Here is a 14,656-nt window from a genome sequence, read left to right on the forward strand (position 1 = left end):
CCGCCCGGGCATGGAGTACCGGTCATGGAGTACCGGTTCAGGGGGAAACCGGGACGGCGGGCCCCGGTTGGCAGTTTCGGCACCAGAAGACGACGCGCTGCTGGGGCGGACTCCCGATCGTCGAGCGGGTGATGCGGGTGCCGCAGCGGCGGCAGGGGCGGCCCGCGCGGCCGTAGACCCAGTGACGCCGGTCCGGGTGGGTGTCGCCGGTGGTGGTGTGGCCGGGGCGCAGCCGGTTCAGTTCCATGACCCGGTGAGCCAGTTCGAGCAGCCGGTCGGGCCGCGGGACCTCGCCGAACGGGGTCCAGGGGCTGACTCGGCCAAGGAAGCACAGCTCGTTGGCGTAGACGTTGCCGATTCCGGCCAGGTTGCGCTGGTCCAGCAGAGCCAGGGCCAGCGGGCGCAGCGGATCATCGGACAATCGCCGCAGTGCCCGGGCGGCGTCCCAGTCGGGTCCCAGCAGGTCCGGGCCCAGGTGCCCGACGGCCTTGTGCTCGTCGCAGGTCGGCATCAGTTCCACCACGGGAAGCCGGTAGCCGACCGCGGTCCGCGCGGCATTGCCCAGGACGACCCTGATCTGGTGTGCCGCGCCGCCGGTCCAGCGTTCACCGGTGCTGTAGAGCCGCCAGCGGCCGTCCATCCGCAGATGGGTGTGGAGAGTCAGCCCGCCGTCGATCCTGGTGAGCAGGTGCTTGCCGCGCGGGACCACCTCCAGGACCCGCCGCCCTGCCAGGTCGGCGGTGGCGTGGGCCGGGACGCGCAGGTTGGCGCGGGTCAGGACACGATCCGCCAGGGCGCCGTGCAGTTCCGCGCAGATCCGGAAGACGGAGTCACCTTCGGGCATCCGGGCCTCCCAGCCGACGGGGCAGCGTCACGACCCGGCTCCCCACCTGCGGTCGCTTCGACGGACCTCCACGGACGCCGTGCTACTGCCCGGTGTCGGGCCGGGACTCGGCTGTGGCGGCGTCCTCGACCGCTCGAACCTGGTGAGCCAGTTCCTCGGCGGGGATCCGCTCGGGAGCGGCATCGTGGCGAGCGGCGAAGCCGTCGACCGGACCGGGGGAGGACTCGTGCAGTTCCAGCACCAGCAAGGCGGAGCCCTCGGCCACGCGGGCACCCAGCACGATCAGGGCGGGAGTCTCGGCGAACTCACGGCGTTCCTCGGCCGTGGTGGCGAGTGCCGCGCCGGCGGTGAAGCCCACCATGGCTCCGGCCGGACCGGCGAGCAGCCCCACCAGCCCGCCGAGCACGCCTGCTCCCAGCGCGGAGGCGACCGCGCCGCGCGCGTAGCCCTCCACCGGGGCGATTCCCCCCTCCTGCGACCGCGCCAGGACCGCGGCCCGGCTCAGGCCCGGAAGATGCTTGGCCTCCTGGAACGCCGCGCGGCACCGGTCGGGGTCGGGGAAGCCGAGCAGCACCACGGTATGACTGGCGGCCATGGAGCCTCCTGGCGGTCGACGGCGCAGACACCGCCATTCTCCTGGAGGAACCTCCCATCAGGGGGAGGACGCGCGGAGTCCGGGCGTCGCGGGGCGCGGGTGTCGTCGCTGCGGCGTCCCGTCAGTGCGAGCGGCGGGAGCGGGGGCGCGGCCGTCGGGCCGAAACCGCTCCACTCCGAGGATGTGCCGCAGCTTGACCGGGCGCACGATCACCGCGACCCGCCGCTCACCCGGCACGGTCCACTCGAAGCGCTCGACACCCAGGTACGTACGGGCTACCCGAGCGATGTGACGGATGAGCGGTGCGGCGCCGATCGAGCCGGTGATCACGGCTTGGAAGGCAGCGCGGCCCCCGGTGAGTGACCATCAGGGCCGTCACCGGACGCGCGAGATCGTCAACGCGATCCGCTACCAGGGCCGGACCGGCTGCCAGTGGTCGTACATGCCGCCGACCTGCCCCTGCCCGGCGCGGTCAGGTACTACTTCTGCACCTGGCGTGACGACGGCACCTCGCAGGCGCTCCACGAGATCCTGCGCTGCCCGGCCCGCGAGCGGTCCGGGCGGCTTCGTACGTGTACCCGGCTTCTTCGATAGCTGCGGCGATCTGGTGGTTGGGAGTCTTTAGCGCTGTCAACTCACGCCCCCATTAACGACCATGAACCAGGCGAACTGATGGGTGGGGAATCACCGTACCGCCGGGTCGAGGGCGGGAGGTTCTGAAGCCGGAGAACGCCGCCTTCGGGTGTTCTAGTAGTACTTCGTTAAGTTTGGTTGATGTGGGTGCTGTTGATCGGGCATCATGGCCGACGTGGATTTGGGGGAGATCGAGCAACTCCGTGGTGAGCTGGCCGAGTTCGTCGGTGAGGTATTTGCGTCGGTGCGGCGTCGTGACGTGCGTGGGTGGGGTGACTGCTACCTGCGCGGGCTGATGCTGGACGGCCGTCGCAAGTCGGTCCAGCCGATGGCGGCGCGGTTGCCGGACGGGGACATGCAGGCGCTGCAGCAGTTCGTGAACCAGTCGCCGTGGGACCACGCGGCGGTGCTGCGGGCGGTGGCGCTCAAGACGGTGCCGGCGGTGGACCCGGTGGTGTGGGTGATCGACGACGTCTCGTTCCCCAAGGACGGGCGGATGTCGGTCGGTGTGGCGCGGCAGTGGTGCGGGGCGCTGGGCAAGCAGTCCAACTGCCAGGTCGCCGTCAGCCTGCACGCCGCCTCCGACACCGCGTCCGTGCCGGTCTCCTGGCGGCTGTTCCTGCCCGAGGGGTGGCAGGACGACGCCGACCGGCGCACTCGCGCCGGTGTCCCCGAGGAGGCGGGACACCGTGAGAAGTGGCGGCTGGCCCTGGACCTGATCGACGAGGCTGTCGGCTGGGGCCTGGAGCCGAAGGTCATTGTCGCCGATGCCGGCTACGGACAGAACACCGCGTTCCGCCAGGGCCTGGCCGACCGGGGCCTGGACTTCGTCGTCGCCGTGCGCGCGGACGAGTCCGCACACCCGCAGCACGCCGTTCCCACCGCCCCGCCCTGGTCCGGCACCGGCCGCGTCCCCGCCACCCGCTACCGCGCCAGGGCCGCCGCGCTGAGTGCACTGGCGGCCGACGGCGGGCGGGCCGCGTTCCGCCGCTCCACCTGGCGCCACGGCTCCAAAGGCCCGATGCACTCACGCTTTCGGACGCTGACCGTGCGCCCCGCCGGGGTCGCCGCCCGCCGCCACGCCATGGCCGCCGCCGGCGGCGCCGCGGCCTGGGACGGCGTACTGCCCGCCACCACCCTGCTGTGCGAGTGGCCCACCGGGGAGAAGGCCCCCACCGAGTACTGGCTGACCAGCCTGCCCGCCGACACCGCGCTGCGACACCTGGCCCGCCTGGCCAAGATGCGCTGGCGCATCGAGCACGACTACCGCGAGATGAAGCACGGCCTGGGCCTGGACCACTTCGAAGGCCGAACCTGGCGCGGCTTCCACCACCACCTCGCCCTGGTCACCGCCGCCCACGCCTTCCTCACCCTGCGCAGACTCGACCCAAAAGCCCAAGCGCCGGCCTGACCCTCTACCAGGTCCTCGACCAGATACAGGACCTGCTGAACTGCTGGACCGGCACCTGCACCACCTGCCAACGCCCCCTACCCGCAAGCACAACCACGCACAACGCCCGCCCACCAAACCAAACTTAACGAAGTACTACTAGTGCTGCACCGCAGAAGTTCGTGGAGGGCCTCTGGCGGTGGTGCGTGCCTGCCGTCAGTGGTGTCTCAGGATCGCCGAGCGCGTTGTCAGTGACCGTTGCGAGGATGCTCGTCGTGACGTTGCTTCTTATTGACATCGAGCGCGCCGTTCGCAGCAGTTGGGGCGCCGACACGTGCCCGCCGGAGGGCCGGCTGCGGTGGAGCGCGGACGACCCGGCCCGGGGCCAGTGCGGAGTTACCGCGATGGTCCTCAACGACCTGCTCGGTGGCGAGCTGATCCGCGGCGAGGTGCAGATCAACGGCGAGTTCAGGGACTACCACTGGTGGAACCGCATAGGGCTGGGAGTCGAGATCGACCTTACCCGCGAGCAGTTCCGGCATGAGGAGATCGTCACTGGCGGCACTGTCATCCCTCGGCCCCCTGTGACCGATTGGCGTCGGCTCCGAGAGGAGTACGAGCTGCTCCGTGGCCGTGTGATGGAGGAGCTCGGCCGGTATCGGCGGCAAGCCGAAGCGCACAGGTCTTCCTGGGGCCGTTAGTGCTGCCACGCAGAAGCTAGTGGAGGGGTCAGGCCGCTTCCTTGAGCGGGGTGCCGTCGTAGGTCCAGCGGAAGGGGCGGGCGTGCTTGTTCCGCTGGGTCGTCCAAGCGTCCATCTTCTCGATCAGATCGCTTCGGCTGGTGAAGTCGCCGTGCCGGAGGACGGCGCGGGTCAGGGCGGAGAAGACGAGTTCGACCTGGTTGAGCCAGGAGGCGTGGGGCGGGGTCCAGTGGATGTGCCAGCGCGGGTGGGCGGCCAACCACGCCTTGGTGTGCTTCGCCGTGTGGGAGGAGCCGTTGTCGAGGACCATGTGGATGTCCCTGTCGCGCGGCAGGAGCCGGTCGAGCCGGTCCAGGAAGGTGGTGAAGGTCGCCGCGTTGTTCCGTTCGATGGTCTCGATCAGGGTCTGGCCGGTGGTGATGTCGAGCGCGGCGACGATCGAGGCGGTGCCGTGGCGGCGGTACTCGAACTCGCGCCGGGCCGCTCGGCCCGGTTGGGCGGGCTGTGACGGGTAGCGGCGCTCGCGGGCCTGTATCGCGGTCTTCTCGTCGATGGACAGCACGAGAGCCCCGGTCGGCGGGTTGCGGTACAGCTTGCAGATGTCCTTGACGCGCTCCCAGAAGTCGAGGGTGTCGCGGCGGGTGAGCCAGCCGCTCACCTTGTGCGGCTTGAGGTCCAGGTCGGCAAGGATCCGGCCGACCTGGGAGGCGGAGATCGGCGCGAACACGGTGCCCGCGACCTGGTCGGCGATCGAGGCATGGGTCCAAGTCGCGGCGGGGCCGACCGGGACGCTGGTGGCTGCGGCGACCACCGCGACACGCACCAGGTCGCCGTAGCGGCGCGGTCGGCCCGAGCGGGCGCCGTCCTTGAGGCCTTCCAGGCCCAGCTCGGCTAACCGCCCGCGCCACTTGCGGACCGTGTTCACGCTCACCGCCAGCCGGCGGGCGATCGCCGCGTTGCCCGCTCCGTCGGCTGCCTTCAGCACGATCCGGACCCGCAGCACCTGCCGCACCTGCGCTTTCACCGAGGACGCGATCCGCTCCAGCTCACTGCGCGTCACCTCGTCCACTGCCACGGCCACCGCCGCACACCGTCCCGAGCCCTCCGCCATGAGCGGTGATCATGGCGGAAGGACGGTCGGGGCGGCAGGATGGGGCCCGTGCCGAAGAACCCGCCCGAGTCCATGCAGCACCACCTGCGCCACCGGCTGAACGCGCACGTCGGCGAGCACTGGCCGCAGCTGGCCCGGGTGCAGGTCCGCTTCCTCGCCGGATTCGCCTACGTGGACGGCGAATTGAAGGACGGCAAACGGTTGCAGCTATGCCGCCTGCGCTTCACCGGTGTCCTGCACACCTGGGGCTTCGCGCTCTACCTCGCCAGCCGAGACGGCTACACGGACAACGTGCTACCCAGTGGCCTCCCTGCCGGCAGCCCCGAGGAATGCCTCGACTGTGCCTGCAGCCTCTACCTCGGCAGCCCGGTGGCCTGAACCCTCTACGAACTTCTGCGGCGCAGCACTAGTAGTACTTCGTTAAGTTTGGTTTGGTGGGCGGGCGTTGTGCGTGGTTGTGCTTGCGGGTAGGGGGCGTTGGCAGGTGGTGCAGGTGCCGGTCCAGCAGTTCAGCAGGTCCTGTATCTGGTCGAGGACCTGGTAGAGGGTCAGGCCGGCGCTTGGGCTTTTGGGTCGAGTCTGCGCAGGGTGAGGAAGGCGTGGGCGGCGGTGACCAGGGCGAGGTGGTGGTGGAAGCCGCGCCAGGTTCGGCCTTCGAAGTGGTCCAGGCCCAGGCCGTGCTTCATCTCGCGGTAGTCGTGCTCGATGCGCCAGCGCATCTTGGCCAGGCGGGCCAGGTGTCGCAGCGCGGTGTCGGCGGGCAGGCTGGTCAGCCAGTACTCGGTGGGGGCCTTCTCCCCGGTGGGCCACTCGCACAGCAGGGTGGTGGCGGGCAGTACGCCGTCCCAGGCCGCGGCGCCGCCGGCGGCGGCCATGGCGTGGCGGCGGGCGGCGACCCCGGCGGGGCGCACGGTCAGCGTCCGAAAGCGTGAGTGCATCGGGCCTTTGGAGCCGTGGCGCCAGGTGGAGCGGCGGAACGCGGCCCGCCCGCCGTCGGCCGCCAGTGCACTCAGCGCGGCGGCCCTGGCGCGGTAGCGGGTGGCGGGGACGCGGCCGGTGCCGGACCAGGGCGGGGCGGTGGGAACGGCGTGCTGCGGGTGTGCGGACTCGTCCGCGCGCACGGCGACGACGAAGTCCAGGCCCCGGTCGGCCAGGCCCTGGCGGAACGCGGTGTTCTGTCCGTAGCCGGCATCGGCGACAATGACCTTCGGCTCCAGGCCCCAGCCGACAGCCTCGTCGATCAGGTCCAGGGCCAGCCGCCACTTCTCACGGTGTCCCGCCTCCTCGGGGACACCGGCGCGAGTGCGCCGGTCGGCGTCGTCCTGCCACCCCTCGGGCAGGAACAGCCGCCAGGAGACCGGCACGGACGCGGTGTCGGAGGCGGCGTGCAGGCTGACGGCGACCTGGCAGTTGGACTGCTTGCCCAGCGCCCCGCACCACTGCCGCGCCACACCGACCGACATCCGCCCGTCCTTGGGGAACGAGACGTCGTCGATCACCCACACCACCGGGTCCACCGCCGGCACCGTCTTGAGCGCCACCGCCCGCAGCACCGCCGCGTGGTCCCACGGCGACTGGTTCACGAACTGCTGCAGCGCCTGCATGTCCCCGTCCGGCAACCGCGCCGCCATCGGCTGGACCGACTTGCGACGGCCGTCCAGCATCAGCCCGCGCAGGTAGCAGTCACCCCACCCACGCACGTCACGACGCCGCACCGACGCAAATACCTCACCGACGAACTCGGCCAGCTCACCACGGAGTTGCTCGATCTCCCCCAAATCCACGTCGGCCATGATGCCCGATCAACAGCACCCACATCAACCAAACTTAACGAAGTACTACTAGACGAGTAGATCCGAAGTGATTAGTGGTCGTAGGCGATCAGCGAGCGGGTGACCGGTGCGCCGATGAGGTTGTTGTGCCAGATGCCGGCGGCCATTGCGAGGACCCGCTGGGTCACCCGGACGGCAACGCCCTCGAAGGTCCGTCCGCCGTGGCGTTCCAGGTCAAGCTGCCCTTTGAGGGTGTCGTTGACCGACTCGATCAGCTGGCGGACCTTCTTGAGCATCGCTCGCCGTATCGCTTCTTCTCGCGCTTGAGCGACGGTCGCAGGAGCTCGATGCCCTGCTCGGCGAGGTCCTTCTCGAACGGCTTGGACGCGAAGCCCTTGTCCGTGACGAGCAGGATGCCCTCGCGCTCGGCGACCAGGTCGGCGTCGACTTCGAGCATCGCGGACAGGACCTCGCGTTCGCCGATCTTCGGGTTGGCCAGCGCCCACATGATCGGCATGCCGTCGGGGTGCACACCAGGTACAGGCGCAGGCCCCAGAAGAAGCGGGAGTGGGAGGCGCAGTAGCCGTAGCAGGCCCATCCGGCCATGTTCGATCGCTGGACGGTCGGGCGGGACATGCCGCAGGGCACCGGGGTCGAGTCGGCGATCCAGACCGTGTCGGTCCAGAAGTCGCTGTCCATGGCGAGTTCGCGGATCACGCGCTTGAGCAGTGGCAGTGCGGACTTCAACCGCTTGCTGTAGCCCAGCCGTTGGGGCAGCTAGGGGAACATGTCGGACAGGTTCTTGCGGGCATAGCGCAGCCAGCGGGCCTCGGAGTGGTAGCCGAGCAGGGCCTGGGCGACCGCGAGACAGACAAGTTCGGAGTCGCTGAGCAGGGGCGGTCGTCCCATCCATCGGGTTCCTCCGATCTCGTCGTCGATCTTCACGTAAAGTGCGGTCAAGAGGGTGTTCAGGTCGGTTGTCACAAACTGATCTTGGACGCCCTCTACCCTTTGCCGGGCCGGAACTTGTGGATGAGCGCCCGAGTTGGCGTGTCCGCGCGAGGTACTTGGCGGCCAGTGCCACTCGACGATGGGAGCCGTGCCGCATAGGGTCGTGGGCGCGGCATCGCGTGTCGGTCACCGGCTGGGTGAGGCATGGAGGTGTCCGCGAGGTGCCTTACGGAGGCATTCCGCACATGTCAGTCGAGTTGAACCACACCATCGTTCACGCCCGGAACAACCGGGAATCCGCCGAGTTCCTGGCGAGGATCCTGGGCCTTGAGGTCGGGATCGAGTGGGGCCCGTTCGTTCCGGTCGCCACCGGCAACGGCGTCACCCTGGACTTCGTCAGCATCCCGGTCGAGTCGATCACCATGCAGCACTACGCCTTCCTCATCTCCGAGGATGAGTTCGACGCGGCGTTCGAGCGGATCCAGCAGGCCGCGATCACGTACTACGCCGACCCGCACATGAAGCAGCCGGGCGAGATCAACCACCACCACGGTGGGCGCGGGGTGTACTTTTTCGATCCGGCTGGCCACGGCATGGAGATCATCACTCGTCCCTACGACAGCCATGAGGCGACACCCCGGCCGCTGAGGTAAACGTCCAGCACACCGCCACAGGGAAGAGTGGCCGTGCGGGGCTGAGCGCACCGCACGGCCACCCCCAAAGGCGCTGGCCACCTTGGGCTCGCGGCTCGCTGAAGAGTTCATCCGCCAGCCCAAACGCTCCGTCACAGGACTTCGGAACCACTCGTCTAGACGATCGGGGGGCGTCCGGCGCGGGTCAGCCGCCAGACGGTGTTCCAGGCCATCGGGCGGCGCTCGCCGTGGCCGCCTCGCAGGCCTTCACCGAGTCCGGCGAACCAGGTGGCCAGGCTGGTGCGCGAGCGCAGCCGGGCGACGGTGATGACGATCCACGAGGTGATGTAGATCGGGACGAGCGGCGCGGGCAGGCGCCGGTAGGCGACCCAGACCCGGTTGCGGGCGACCAGGCGCAGGTAGAGGGCGTGGCGGGCAGGGTTGCTGGCGGGGTGGTGGACGATGATCTCCGGGCTGTAGAAACCTGTCCGCCCCTGGTCCCAGAGCCTCATCGCGAGGTCGAATCCTTCGTGGTAGAGGAAGAAGTGGCCCGGCCAGCGCCCGGCGTGCTCGAAGTCCGTCCGGCGGATCAGGACGACGCCCTCGGCCATCGCGGTGACGGTGCCGGGCCGGGTGGGGTCTGCGGCTCGTAGCCGGGGTACCCAGCGGCGGACGGTGACGCCGGTGTCGGGGTCGGCGATGCGCGGCTGGATGTAGGCCGCCTCGGGGTGGCGGCGGGCCTGGTCGACGAGCCGGGCCAGAATGTCGCGTTCGGGCAGGTCGGCGTCGTTGTCGTAGAAGAAGAGGAACTCGCCGGCGTCGGGGCCGGCCAGGGCGTCGGCTCCGACGTTGCGGCCCTCGGGGATCCCGAGGTTCTCCGGCAGGGTGACGACGGTGACGCCGTCGGGGACGTAGTCGGGTTCGCAGCCGTTGCCGACGATGACCACGCGCAGGTCAACGCCTGCCTGTTCGAGCAGCGAGGTCATTGCCCTGGGGAACTCGGCGGGGCGGTCGTTCATCGTCAGGACCACCGCGTCGACGGTGGGCCTGCTGGGGTCGCTGCTCATGTGGGCTCCGGGGCGGGAACGGTTGACCGGGTGCGGTGCTCGATCAAGTCGCACAGGTCGGCGGCAAGCTGGGCGGGGGTGCGACGGTGATGCCGCTCTTCCCGCAGCCGTCCGCGCCTTCGAGGACGACGAACAGCCCTGGCAGCTCAGCCACGCCGTTCCTCCGGGCTCTGGTGCTCGCGACCGGTGCCCACCCTAGTGGCCGCGGTGCCCGGACCGGCGCTGGCGCAGGCGACGAGGGCGTCCAGTGCCGCGGCGAGCAGGAGGTCGAGGGAGCCGGAGGTTGACGGGTGGTCGGTGCGCGGTGCGCGCGTGACCAGGGAGTCGGCGACGGCGAAGGCAGCGGCCACGGGCAGCCGCCGGTACCGGCCGACGGCGAACAGAGCGGCCGCCTCCATGTCGGCGGTCAGGACGCCGTGTCGGGCGTACAGGCGGACCTCGGTCGCGCTCTCGCGGTAGAGAGCGTCGGTGGTCCACGTCCCTCCGAGGCGCGGGCGGGACCCGCGGTCGGCGACAGCGCGCGCGAGCGCGGCGGTGAGGTGGCGGTCCGGGTGGGCGTGGTCGCCCGGCGGCAGGTAGTGGGCGGAGGTGCCCTCGCCGCGCAGCGCCCGGTCGCACACCACCAGGTCGCCGGCTGCCAGGTCCGTGCGCAGGGCGGGGACATCCAGTGCACCGGCGAGCAGCCCGGGGGGAAGCGACTCGCCCTCTGCCCTCGGGCGTGGGGATGGGGCGAGACCACTTAACCGCTTTGGAGCCGCCCGGCGGTACGCCCGCGCGTCGCAGACCTGTTCAGCCTGTTCATGATCAGACAGCAGGGGGCGGTGGACAGGTTGCCCCTGCCCCCGCCGCGGCCCGCGCCAAGTAGGGTCGGGGACTGGAAACGGAGCATCAGCCACCGCGTCAGTCCACGACCCTGGAGTCGTCACGGGCGAAGTTCGAGGCGGTGACGCCGCATTTGAACGAGCGGCAGCGCCGGATCCTGTACGTGGTACGCGACAGTCACAGACCGCGTAGATAAATCAACCCACGGATTCATCTGCCCGCAGCCGGGCGCGGACCGTCTCGTCGAATGTCGCAGTCATGTCGGATGTCGCAGTCATCCTGGGAGGCTACCCACCCCAGGGGCGCGCCGCTCCGAGCGAAGCCGGCTGCGGCCGCCGGGGAACCTGTCAGTGGGTCGTCGTACGGTGGCCGGAAGCAGTGAGCCACTCAAGCCGGGAGCGAGCATGACGACCTTGTCCGCACGACCGAACACCGCGCTGCTTGTCATCGACGTCCAGAACGGAGTCGTGGGCGGTGCGCACAACCGCGAGGCCGTCGTGGCGAACATCGCCACCCTGGCCGCCAAGGCCCGGGCGCGGGACGTGCCCGTCATCTGGGTGCAGCACTCGAGCGAGGACCTGCCGATCGACAGCGACCAGTGGCAGTACGTGCCGGAGTTGGTCCGCGAGGGGACAGAGCCCCTGGTGCACAAGCGCTACCCCGACTCCTTCGAGGAGACCGACCTCGAAGCGGTACTGGCCCAGCACGGCATCGGCCGCCTGTTCGTCACCGGCGCCCAGACCGACCAGTGCGTCCGGGCCACCCTGCACGGCGCCCTCGTCCGCGGATACGACGCGACCCTGGTCGCTGACGCGCACACGACCGAGGACCTGACCGCCTACGGCGCGCCCGCACCGGAGCAGGTCATCGCGCACACGAACCTGTACTGGAAGTACCACACCGCCCCGGGCCGCACCGCCGGCGCGGTGGACACGGCAGCGGTGGACTTCACGCCCGCGGAACGCCGCCGCTGACCACCCCTGCCCGCGGCCGGTCCGGCAGTCGGCCGCTGTCTCAGGCTCCGATGTTCTCCAGGTCGTCGAGCAGGCTCGGGTGCGTCGGCTCCCAGCCGAGGGCGGCGCGGGTGTGAGCGCTGGACGCGGGCTGGTCGGTCGCGAAGACCGGGCCGAGGGGACCGAAAACGTCCTGCGGCACCGACCTGACCGGCAGGCCGGTCCGCCGCCCGATGACAGCGGCGATGTCGCGTACCGCGTCACCTTCGTCGGCCACGGCGTGCCACGAGCTCCCGGCCGGAGCCCTCTCCAGCGCGAGCCGGAACAGGACCGCGGCGTCGAGCGCGTGGACGGCCGGCCAGCGCTGCGCGCCGTCCGCGGGGTAGCCGACGACGCCGGTGCGGCGGGCGATGTCGGTGAGCAGCCCGGCGAAACCGCCCAACCCCTGGTTGTGGACCGTGCGCGGCAGCCGCACCGCCGAGCTGCGCACGCCGCGCGAGGCGAGTTCGAGCGCGCGGGTCACCGACTGGCTGCGCCCGCCGACGGGCCCACCGGTGGGCAGCGGGTCGGCCTCGGTCGACGCGCGTCCCGGCACGTGGGGCGTGCCGGACACGGTGACCAGCGGCCGGTCCGTACCGAGGAGGGTGTCGCCGAGCGTCGCGAGCGCGGCGCTTTCCTCGGCGACCCCTCGCGCGAGCGCCTCGGGCGAGCTGAAGTCGTTGCTGAAGGCGAGGTGGATCACGCCGTCCGCCCGCTCCGCGCCGGATCGCAGCACCTCAAGGTCGGTGAGGCCGCCGCGGAGCGCGGCGGCGCCGGCGGCTTCGGCGCGCGCCGCTGAGGCGTCGGAACGGGCGAGGGCGGTGACCGAATGCCTCGCGGCGAGCAGTTCGGCGACGACGGCGGAGCCGATCAGGCCGGTTCCGCCGGTGATGAAGACGCGCATGGTGAGCTCCACGAGGTGATGCGACAGGTGTCCCATCACCGTACACCGTGATGCGACACCTGTCCCATCACCTAGGATGGGCCCATGCCGAGATGGAAGCCCGACGCACGCCAACGACTGGTCGTCGAGGCACTGCGCCTGTTCGCCGAGCAGGGCTACGACGCGACGACGGTCGCCCAGATCGCCGAGCGGGCAGGGCTGACGCGGAGCACGTTCTTCCGCCACTTCGCGGACAAACGCGAGATCCTCACCACCGGGCAGCAAGTCCTGAGCCGGCTGCTGACCGAGGGCATCGACACCGCGGCCCCGGACGCCACGCCGCTGACGGCCGTCGCGGCCGGCCTGGAGCGCGCGTCAGGCGAGATGACATCGTTCAACCGCGAACTCAGCCCGCTGCTGCACGCGGCGATCGAGGCCAACGAGGAGCTGCGGGACCGCGAAGCGCTGAAGAGCATCGGCATGGCCACGGCGATAGTCGAAGCGCTGAAACGACGGAACGTCCCGGAACCCGCGGCCCAGGTGGCCGCCGAACTCGGCGTGCTCGCGTTCGGACTCGGATACACCCGGTGGGCCGACCCCACCCGCGACCAGGACCCCGGCGAGCTGGCGACCCACACGAGAGCCGCGTTCGACGAACTCCGCGCGGCAGCCGCGGAACTCCGCTGACCGGGCGGTCATCCGCTGGCCGCGGGACGCCCCCCGCGCTGGATGAACCCGCAGGGGCAGCCCACGTCCGGTGACCTCTCCGGGTGGGGGTCGGGTCGGCCGGGCGGATGGAAGCAGGCGCTGATCGTTTTTCCGTTCTCCTGCCGGTGGGCCTCCCAATCGTCGGCCACGGCGTCGACGATGGCCATCCCGCGCCCGGATTCGCGCTCCGCGTCGAGGGACCGAGGAGTGGGCAGGACGGGCGAGGTGTCACTGACACTGACATGCAGGCAGACCAGATCCCACGTCAGAACCACCTGCGCGTCACTGTGCGCGTGGACATGGGCGTTGGTGATCAACTCGCTCACGGCCAGGAGGACGTCATCGACCGTCTCCGGTGCCCGCGCGCACCAGCCGAGCCGCTCCAGGTGCGCCCGGGCCCAGCGCCTGCCGGCCTGCACACCGCTGCTCACGGGAAAGGACTGCGCCCACCCCATCGCCTTGATCGACGCCTCACCCATAGCTCCGCCCTCTCCCTTCCGGTCGTGGCAGCGCCTACCCGGTGAGCGCCACACCACCTGTGCCACACCGGATCCTGCTCGCGAAGGTGAACCCGGCCCCGGCTATGCTCACGGTTCGGCACTTCAACGGGGGCATCATGCGTATACGACCGTCCGCGATTGCGTTGTCCGCCGCCTTCCTGGCGGCGCTTCTCACCTCCTGCTCCAGCGCGGCCGTGCGGACGTCCGCGGCTTCCGCCCCGGCCCGCCCACCCGTCGCGGCCTCGGGCAGCGCCGCCGCCTCCCCGTCGACGACGGCCGCGCAATCGACGACGGCCGCCCCGGCCGCGCAGTCGACGGCAACGGCGGTCGTCTTCCCCACCACGCCGGCCGCACCGGGAACGCCGGTCCAGCAGGTGCGCGACGCGTTCGCCGAACTCCAGGCCACCTACACCGACGCGGGCTGCGCCGACCCGGGGAACTGCGGGTACTTCGTCAACCGCCTGCTGGAGAACCTCGACGACCTCTACGCGTCCATGAAGGCCAGCCCCGAGGGGCCCGGGCACTTCGAGCAGCCACTCGCCTGGATCGGTCGGATGCGGACGTCCCTGGGCGGCGACCTCTCCCTCGCCAATGTCGAGAAGCACCAGAGCCTGCTGCGAGGTACGCGCGACCAGATCAATACCTGGATGCAGGCCCACCCGCAGGACTACCGCTGATCGCCCCGTCCGGCTTGTCCGCACGACCGAACACCGCGCTGCCCGAACCCATCGCTCCTGACACGGTGTCACCGAGCCGATACGGGGCACGCGCACTCCACGCACACCATGCCACCGCTGAGAGGGGACTGTGATGCCCACACTCGCCACCCGCTGTCGCCAGTGCCCGCCCTCCGGTGGAACCGTCGTCGCCTACCTGCCCGGGCAGGAGGGCCACCGCTCCGGACACCGGGCCTGGGAACTGACCCAGAGGACCGGCCACCGCCACCACGACCACTACGACCCCGACCTGGACGCCTTCCTGGTCATCGACAACGACGGCTGAGCCCCGCCCGGCCACCCCTCCAGGACCGGTCCCGTGCCGCGCCACCCGCATGA

Annotated in this window: 17 protein-coding genes and 1 pseudogene; 9 read left to right on the forward strand and 9 right to left on the reverse strand. The window is 70.6% G+C overall.

Annotated elements, in window-relative coordinates:
* Window positions 1-37: 37 nt before the first annotated feature.
* Together GXP74_RS20220 and GXP74_RS20225 are read right to left on the reverse strand one after the other, a co-directional pair.
* A complete protein-coding gene (locus GXP74_RS20220; protein WP_182452841.1) occupies window positions 38-844 on the reverse strand; it encodes an Fpg/Nei family DNA glycosylase in 807 nt (268 codons plus the stop codon).
* An 82-nt stretch (window positions 845-926) separates the two neighbouring features.
* Window positions 927-1,439, reverse strand: a complete 513-nt coding sequence (locus GXP74_RS20225) for a hypothetical protein (RefSeq protein ID WP_182452842.1) — start codon at window positions 1,437-1,439, stop codon at window positions 927-929.
* A gap of 295 nt (window positions 1,440-1,734) precedes the next feature.
* On the opposite strand from GXP74_RS20225, the gene GXP74_RS20230 reads away from it, so the two are divergent.
* The 3 genes from GXP74_RS20230 to GXP74_RS20240 all read left to right on the forward strand — a co-directional run bounded on the left by GXP74_RS20230 (window position 1,735) and on the right by GXP74_RS20240 (window position 4,163).
* The gene (locus GXP74_RS20230) at window positions 1,735-2,064 is read left to right on the forward strand and encodes a transposase (protein WP_182452843.1); all 330 of its coding nucleotides are present in this window, start codon (window positions 1,735-1,737) and stop codon (window positions 2,062-2,064) included.
* Between the two features lie 183 nt (window positions 2,065-2,247).
* A complete protein-coding gene (locus tag GXP74_RS20235; protein ID WP_182456524.1) occupies window positions 2,248-3,483 on the forward strand; it encodes an IS701 family transposase in 1,236 nt (411 codons plus the stop codon).
* A gap of 245 nt (window positions 3,484-3,728) precedes the next feature.
* Window positions 3,729-4,163: a hypothetical protein gene (locus GXP74_RS20240; RefSeq protein ID WP_182452844.1), complete on the forward strand. Its 435-nt coding sequence runs from the start codon at window positions 3,729-3,731 to the stop codon at window positions 4,161-4,163.
* 28 nt (window positions 4,164-4,191) lie between these two features.
* Here the strand turns inward: GXP74_RS20240 and GXP74_RS20245 are convergent, their stop codons facing one another.
* Window positions 4,192-5,244: an IS630 family transposase gene (locus tag GXP74_RS20245; protein ID WP_225448069.1), complete on the reverse strand. Its 1,053-nt coding sequence runs from the start codon at window positions 5,242-5,244 to the stop codon at window positions 4,192-4,194.
* 78 nt (window positions 5,245-5,322) lie between these two features.
* Here GXP74_RS20245 and GXP74_RS20250 point away from each other — a divergent pair, with 78 nt between their 5' ends.
* Window positions 5,323-5,652, forward strand: a complete 330-nt coding sequence (locus GXP74_RS20250) for a hypothetical protein (protein WP_182452845.1) — start codon at window positions 5,323-5,325, stop codon at window positions 5,650-5,652.
* Between the two features lie 170 nt (window positions 5,653-5,822).
* Here the strand turns inward: GXP74_RS20250 and GXP74_RS20255 are convergent, their stop codons facing one another.
* Both GXP74_RS20255 and GXP74_RS20260 read right to left on the reverse strand, forming a co-directional pair.
* Window positions 5,823-7,058 (reverse strand): IS701 family transposase, encoded by a 1,236-nt coding sequence (locus tag GXP74_RS20255; RefSeq protein WP_182456524.1) that lies wholly within the window; start codon window positions 7,056-7,058, stop codon window positions 5,823-5,825.
* 80 nt (window positions 7,059-7,138) lie between these two features.
* Window positions 7,139-8,030 (reverse strand): annotated as a pseudogene (locus GXP74_RS20260) (IS982 family transposase).
* Between the two features lie 212 nt (window positions 8,031-8,242).
* On the opposite strand from GXP74_RS20260, the gene GXP74_RS20265 reads away from it, so the two are divergent.
* Window positions 8,243-8,650 carry a VOC family protein gene (locus tag GXP74_RS20265; RefSeq protein ID WP_182452846.1) on the forward strand — a complete coding sequence of 136 codons (408 nt, stop codon included), beginning with the start codon at window positions 8,243-8,245 and terminating at the stop codon, window positions 8,648-8,650.
* Between the two features lie 155 nt (window positions 8,651-8,805).
* Here the strand turns inward: GXP74_RS20265 and GXP74_RS20270 are convergent, their stop codons facing one another.
* Both GXP74_RS20270 and GXP74_RS41865 read right to left on the reverse strand, forming a co-directional pair.
* A complete protein-coding gene (locus GXP74_RS20270; protein WP_182452847.1) occupies window positions 8,806-9,696 on the reverse strand; it encodes a glycosyltransferase family 2 protein in 891 nt (296 codons plus the stop codon).
* 146 nt (window positions 9,697-9,842) lie between these two features.
* On the reverse strand, window positions 9,843-10,622 hold the full coding sequence (locus GXP74_RS41865; protein ID WP_182452848.1) for a hypothetical protein: 780 nt from the start codon (window positions 10,620-10,622) through the stop codon (window positions 9,843-9,845).
* Between the two features lie 300 nt (window positions 10,623-10,922).
* On the opposite strand from GXP74_RS41865, the gene GXP74_RS20280 reads away from it, so the two are divergent.
* The gene (locus GXP74_RS20280) at window positions 10,923-11,492 is read left to right on the forward strand and encodes a cysteine hydrolase family protein (protein ID WP_182452849.1); all 570 of its coding nucleotides are present in this window, start codon (window positions 10,923-10,925) and stop codon (window positions 11,490-11,492) included.
* 40 nt (window positions 11,493-11,532) lie between these two features.
* Here the strand turns inward: GXP74_RS20280 and GXP74_RS20285 are convergent, their stop codons facing one another.
* Complete coding sequence (locus tag GXP74_RS20285; RefSeq protein ID WP_182452850.1) at window positions 11,533-12,414, reverse strand: SDR family oxidoreductase; 882 nt, start codon at window positions 12,412-12,414, stop codon at window positions 11,533-11,535.
* An 84-nt stretch (window positions 12,415-12,498) separates the two neighbouring features.
* On the opposite strand from GXP74_RS20285, the gene GXP74_RS20290 reads away from it, so the two are divergent.
* Window positions 12,499-13,080 carry a TetR/AcrR family transcriptional regulator gene (locus tag GXP74_RS20290; RefSeq protein ID WP_182452851.1) on the forward strand — a complete coding sequence of 194 codons (582 nt, stop codon included), beginning with the start codon at window positions 12,499-12,501 and terminating at the stop codon, window positions 13,078-13,080.
* Between the two features lie 8 nt (window positions 13,081-13,088).
* Here GXP74_RS20290 and GXP74_RS20295 read toward each other — a convergent pair whose 3' ends face one another.
* Window positions 13,089-13,580, reverse strand: a complete 492-nt coding sequence (locus tag GXP74_RS20295; RefSeq protein ID WP_182452852.1) for an ATP-binding protein — start codon at window positions 13,578-13,580, stop codon at window positions 13,089-13,091.
* A 137-nt stretch (window positions 13,581-13,717) separates the two neighbouring features.
* Here GXP74_RS20295 and GXP74_RS20300 point away from each other — a divergent pair, with 137 nt between their 5' ends.
* Both GXP74_RS20300 and GXP74_RS20305 read left to right on the forward strand, forming a co-directional pair.
* Window positions 13,718-14,278: a hypothetical protein gene (locus GXP74_RS20300; protein WP_182452853.1), complete on the forward strand. Its 561-nt coding sequence runs from the start codon at window positions 13,718-13,720 to the stop codon at window positions 14,276-14,278.
* 133 nt (window positions 14,279-14,411) lie between these two features.
* Complete coding sequence (locus GXP74_RS20305; RefSeq protein WP_182452854.1) at window positions 14,412-14,603, forward strand: hypothetical protein; 192 nt, start codon at window positions 14,412-14,414, stop codon at window positions 14,601-14,603.
* Window positions 14,604-14,656: the final 53 nt, after the last annotated feature.

The sequence above is a fragment of the Streptacidiphilus sp. P02-A3a genome, from assembly GCF_014084105.1.
Classification (GTDB): domain Bacteria; phylum Actinomycetota; class Actinomycetes; order Streptomycetales; family Streptomycetaceae; genus Streptacidiphilus.

Coding starts and splice junctions, on each gene's coding strand:
- GXP74_RS20285 (WP_182452850.1), bottom strand. CDS start 12,414: ATGCGCGTCTTCATCACCGGCGGAACCGGCCTGATCGGCTCCGCCGTC.
- GXP74_RS20300 (WP_182452853.1), top strand. CDS start 13,718: ATGCGTATACGACCGTCCGCGATTGCGTTGTCCGCCGCCTTCCTGGCG.
- GXP74_RS20280 (WP_182452849.1), top strand. CDS start 10,923: ATGACGACCTTGTCCGCACGACCGAACACCGCGCTGCTTGTCATCGAC.
- GXP74_RS20220 (WP_182452841.1), bottom strand. CDS start 844: ATGCCCGAAGGTGACTCCGTCTTCCGGATCTGCGCGGAACTGCACGGC.
- GXP74_RS20290 (WP_182452851.1), top strand. CDS start 12,499: ATGCCGAGATGGAAGCCCGACGCACGCCAACGACTGGTCGTCGAGGCA.
- GXP74_RS20240 (WP_182452844.1), top strand. CDS start 3,729: ATGCTCGTCGTGACGTTGCTTCTTATTGACATCGAGCGCGCCGTTCGC.
- GXP74_RS20225 (WP_182452842.1), bottom strand. CDS start 1,439: ATGGCCGCCAGTCATACCGTGGTGCTGCTCGGCTTCCCCGACCCCGAC.
- GXP74_RS20230 (WP_182452843.1), top strand. CDS start 1,735: ATGAGCGGTGCGGCGCCGATCGAGCCGGTGATCACGGCTTGGAAGGCA.
- GXP74_RS20270 (WP_182452847.1), bottom strand. CDS start 9,696: ATGAGCAGCGACCCCAGCAGGCCCACCGTCGACGCGGTGGTCCTGACG.
- GXP74_RS20265 (WP_182452846.1), top strand. CDS start 8,243: ATGTCAGTCGAGTTGAACCACACCATCGTTCACGCCCGGAACAACCGG.
- GXP74_RS20295 (WP_182452852.1), bottom strand. CDS start 13,580: ATGGGTGAGGCGTCGATCAAGGCGATGGGGTGGGCGCAGTCCTTTCCC.
- GXP74_RS20305 (WP_182452854.1), top strand. CDS start 14,412: ATGCCCACACTCGCCACCCGCTGTCGCCAGTGCCCGCCCTCCGGTGGA.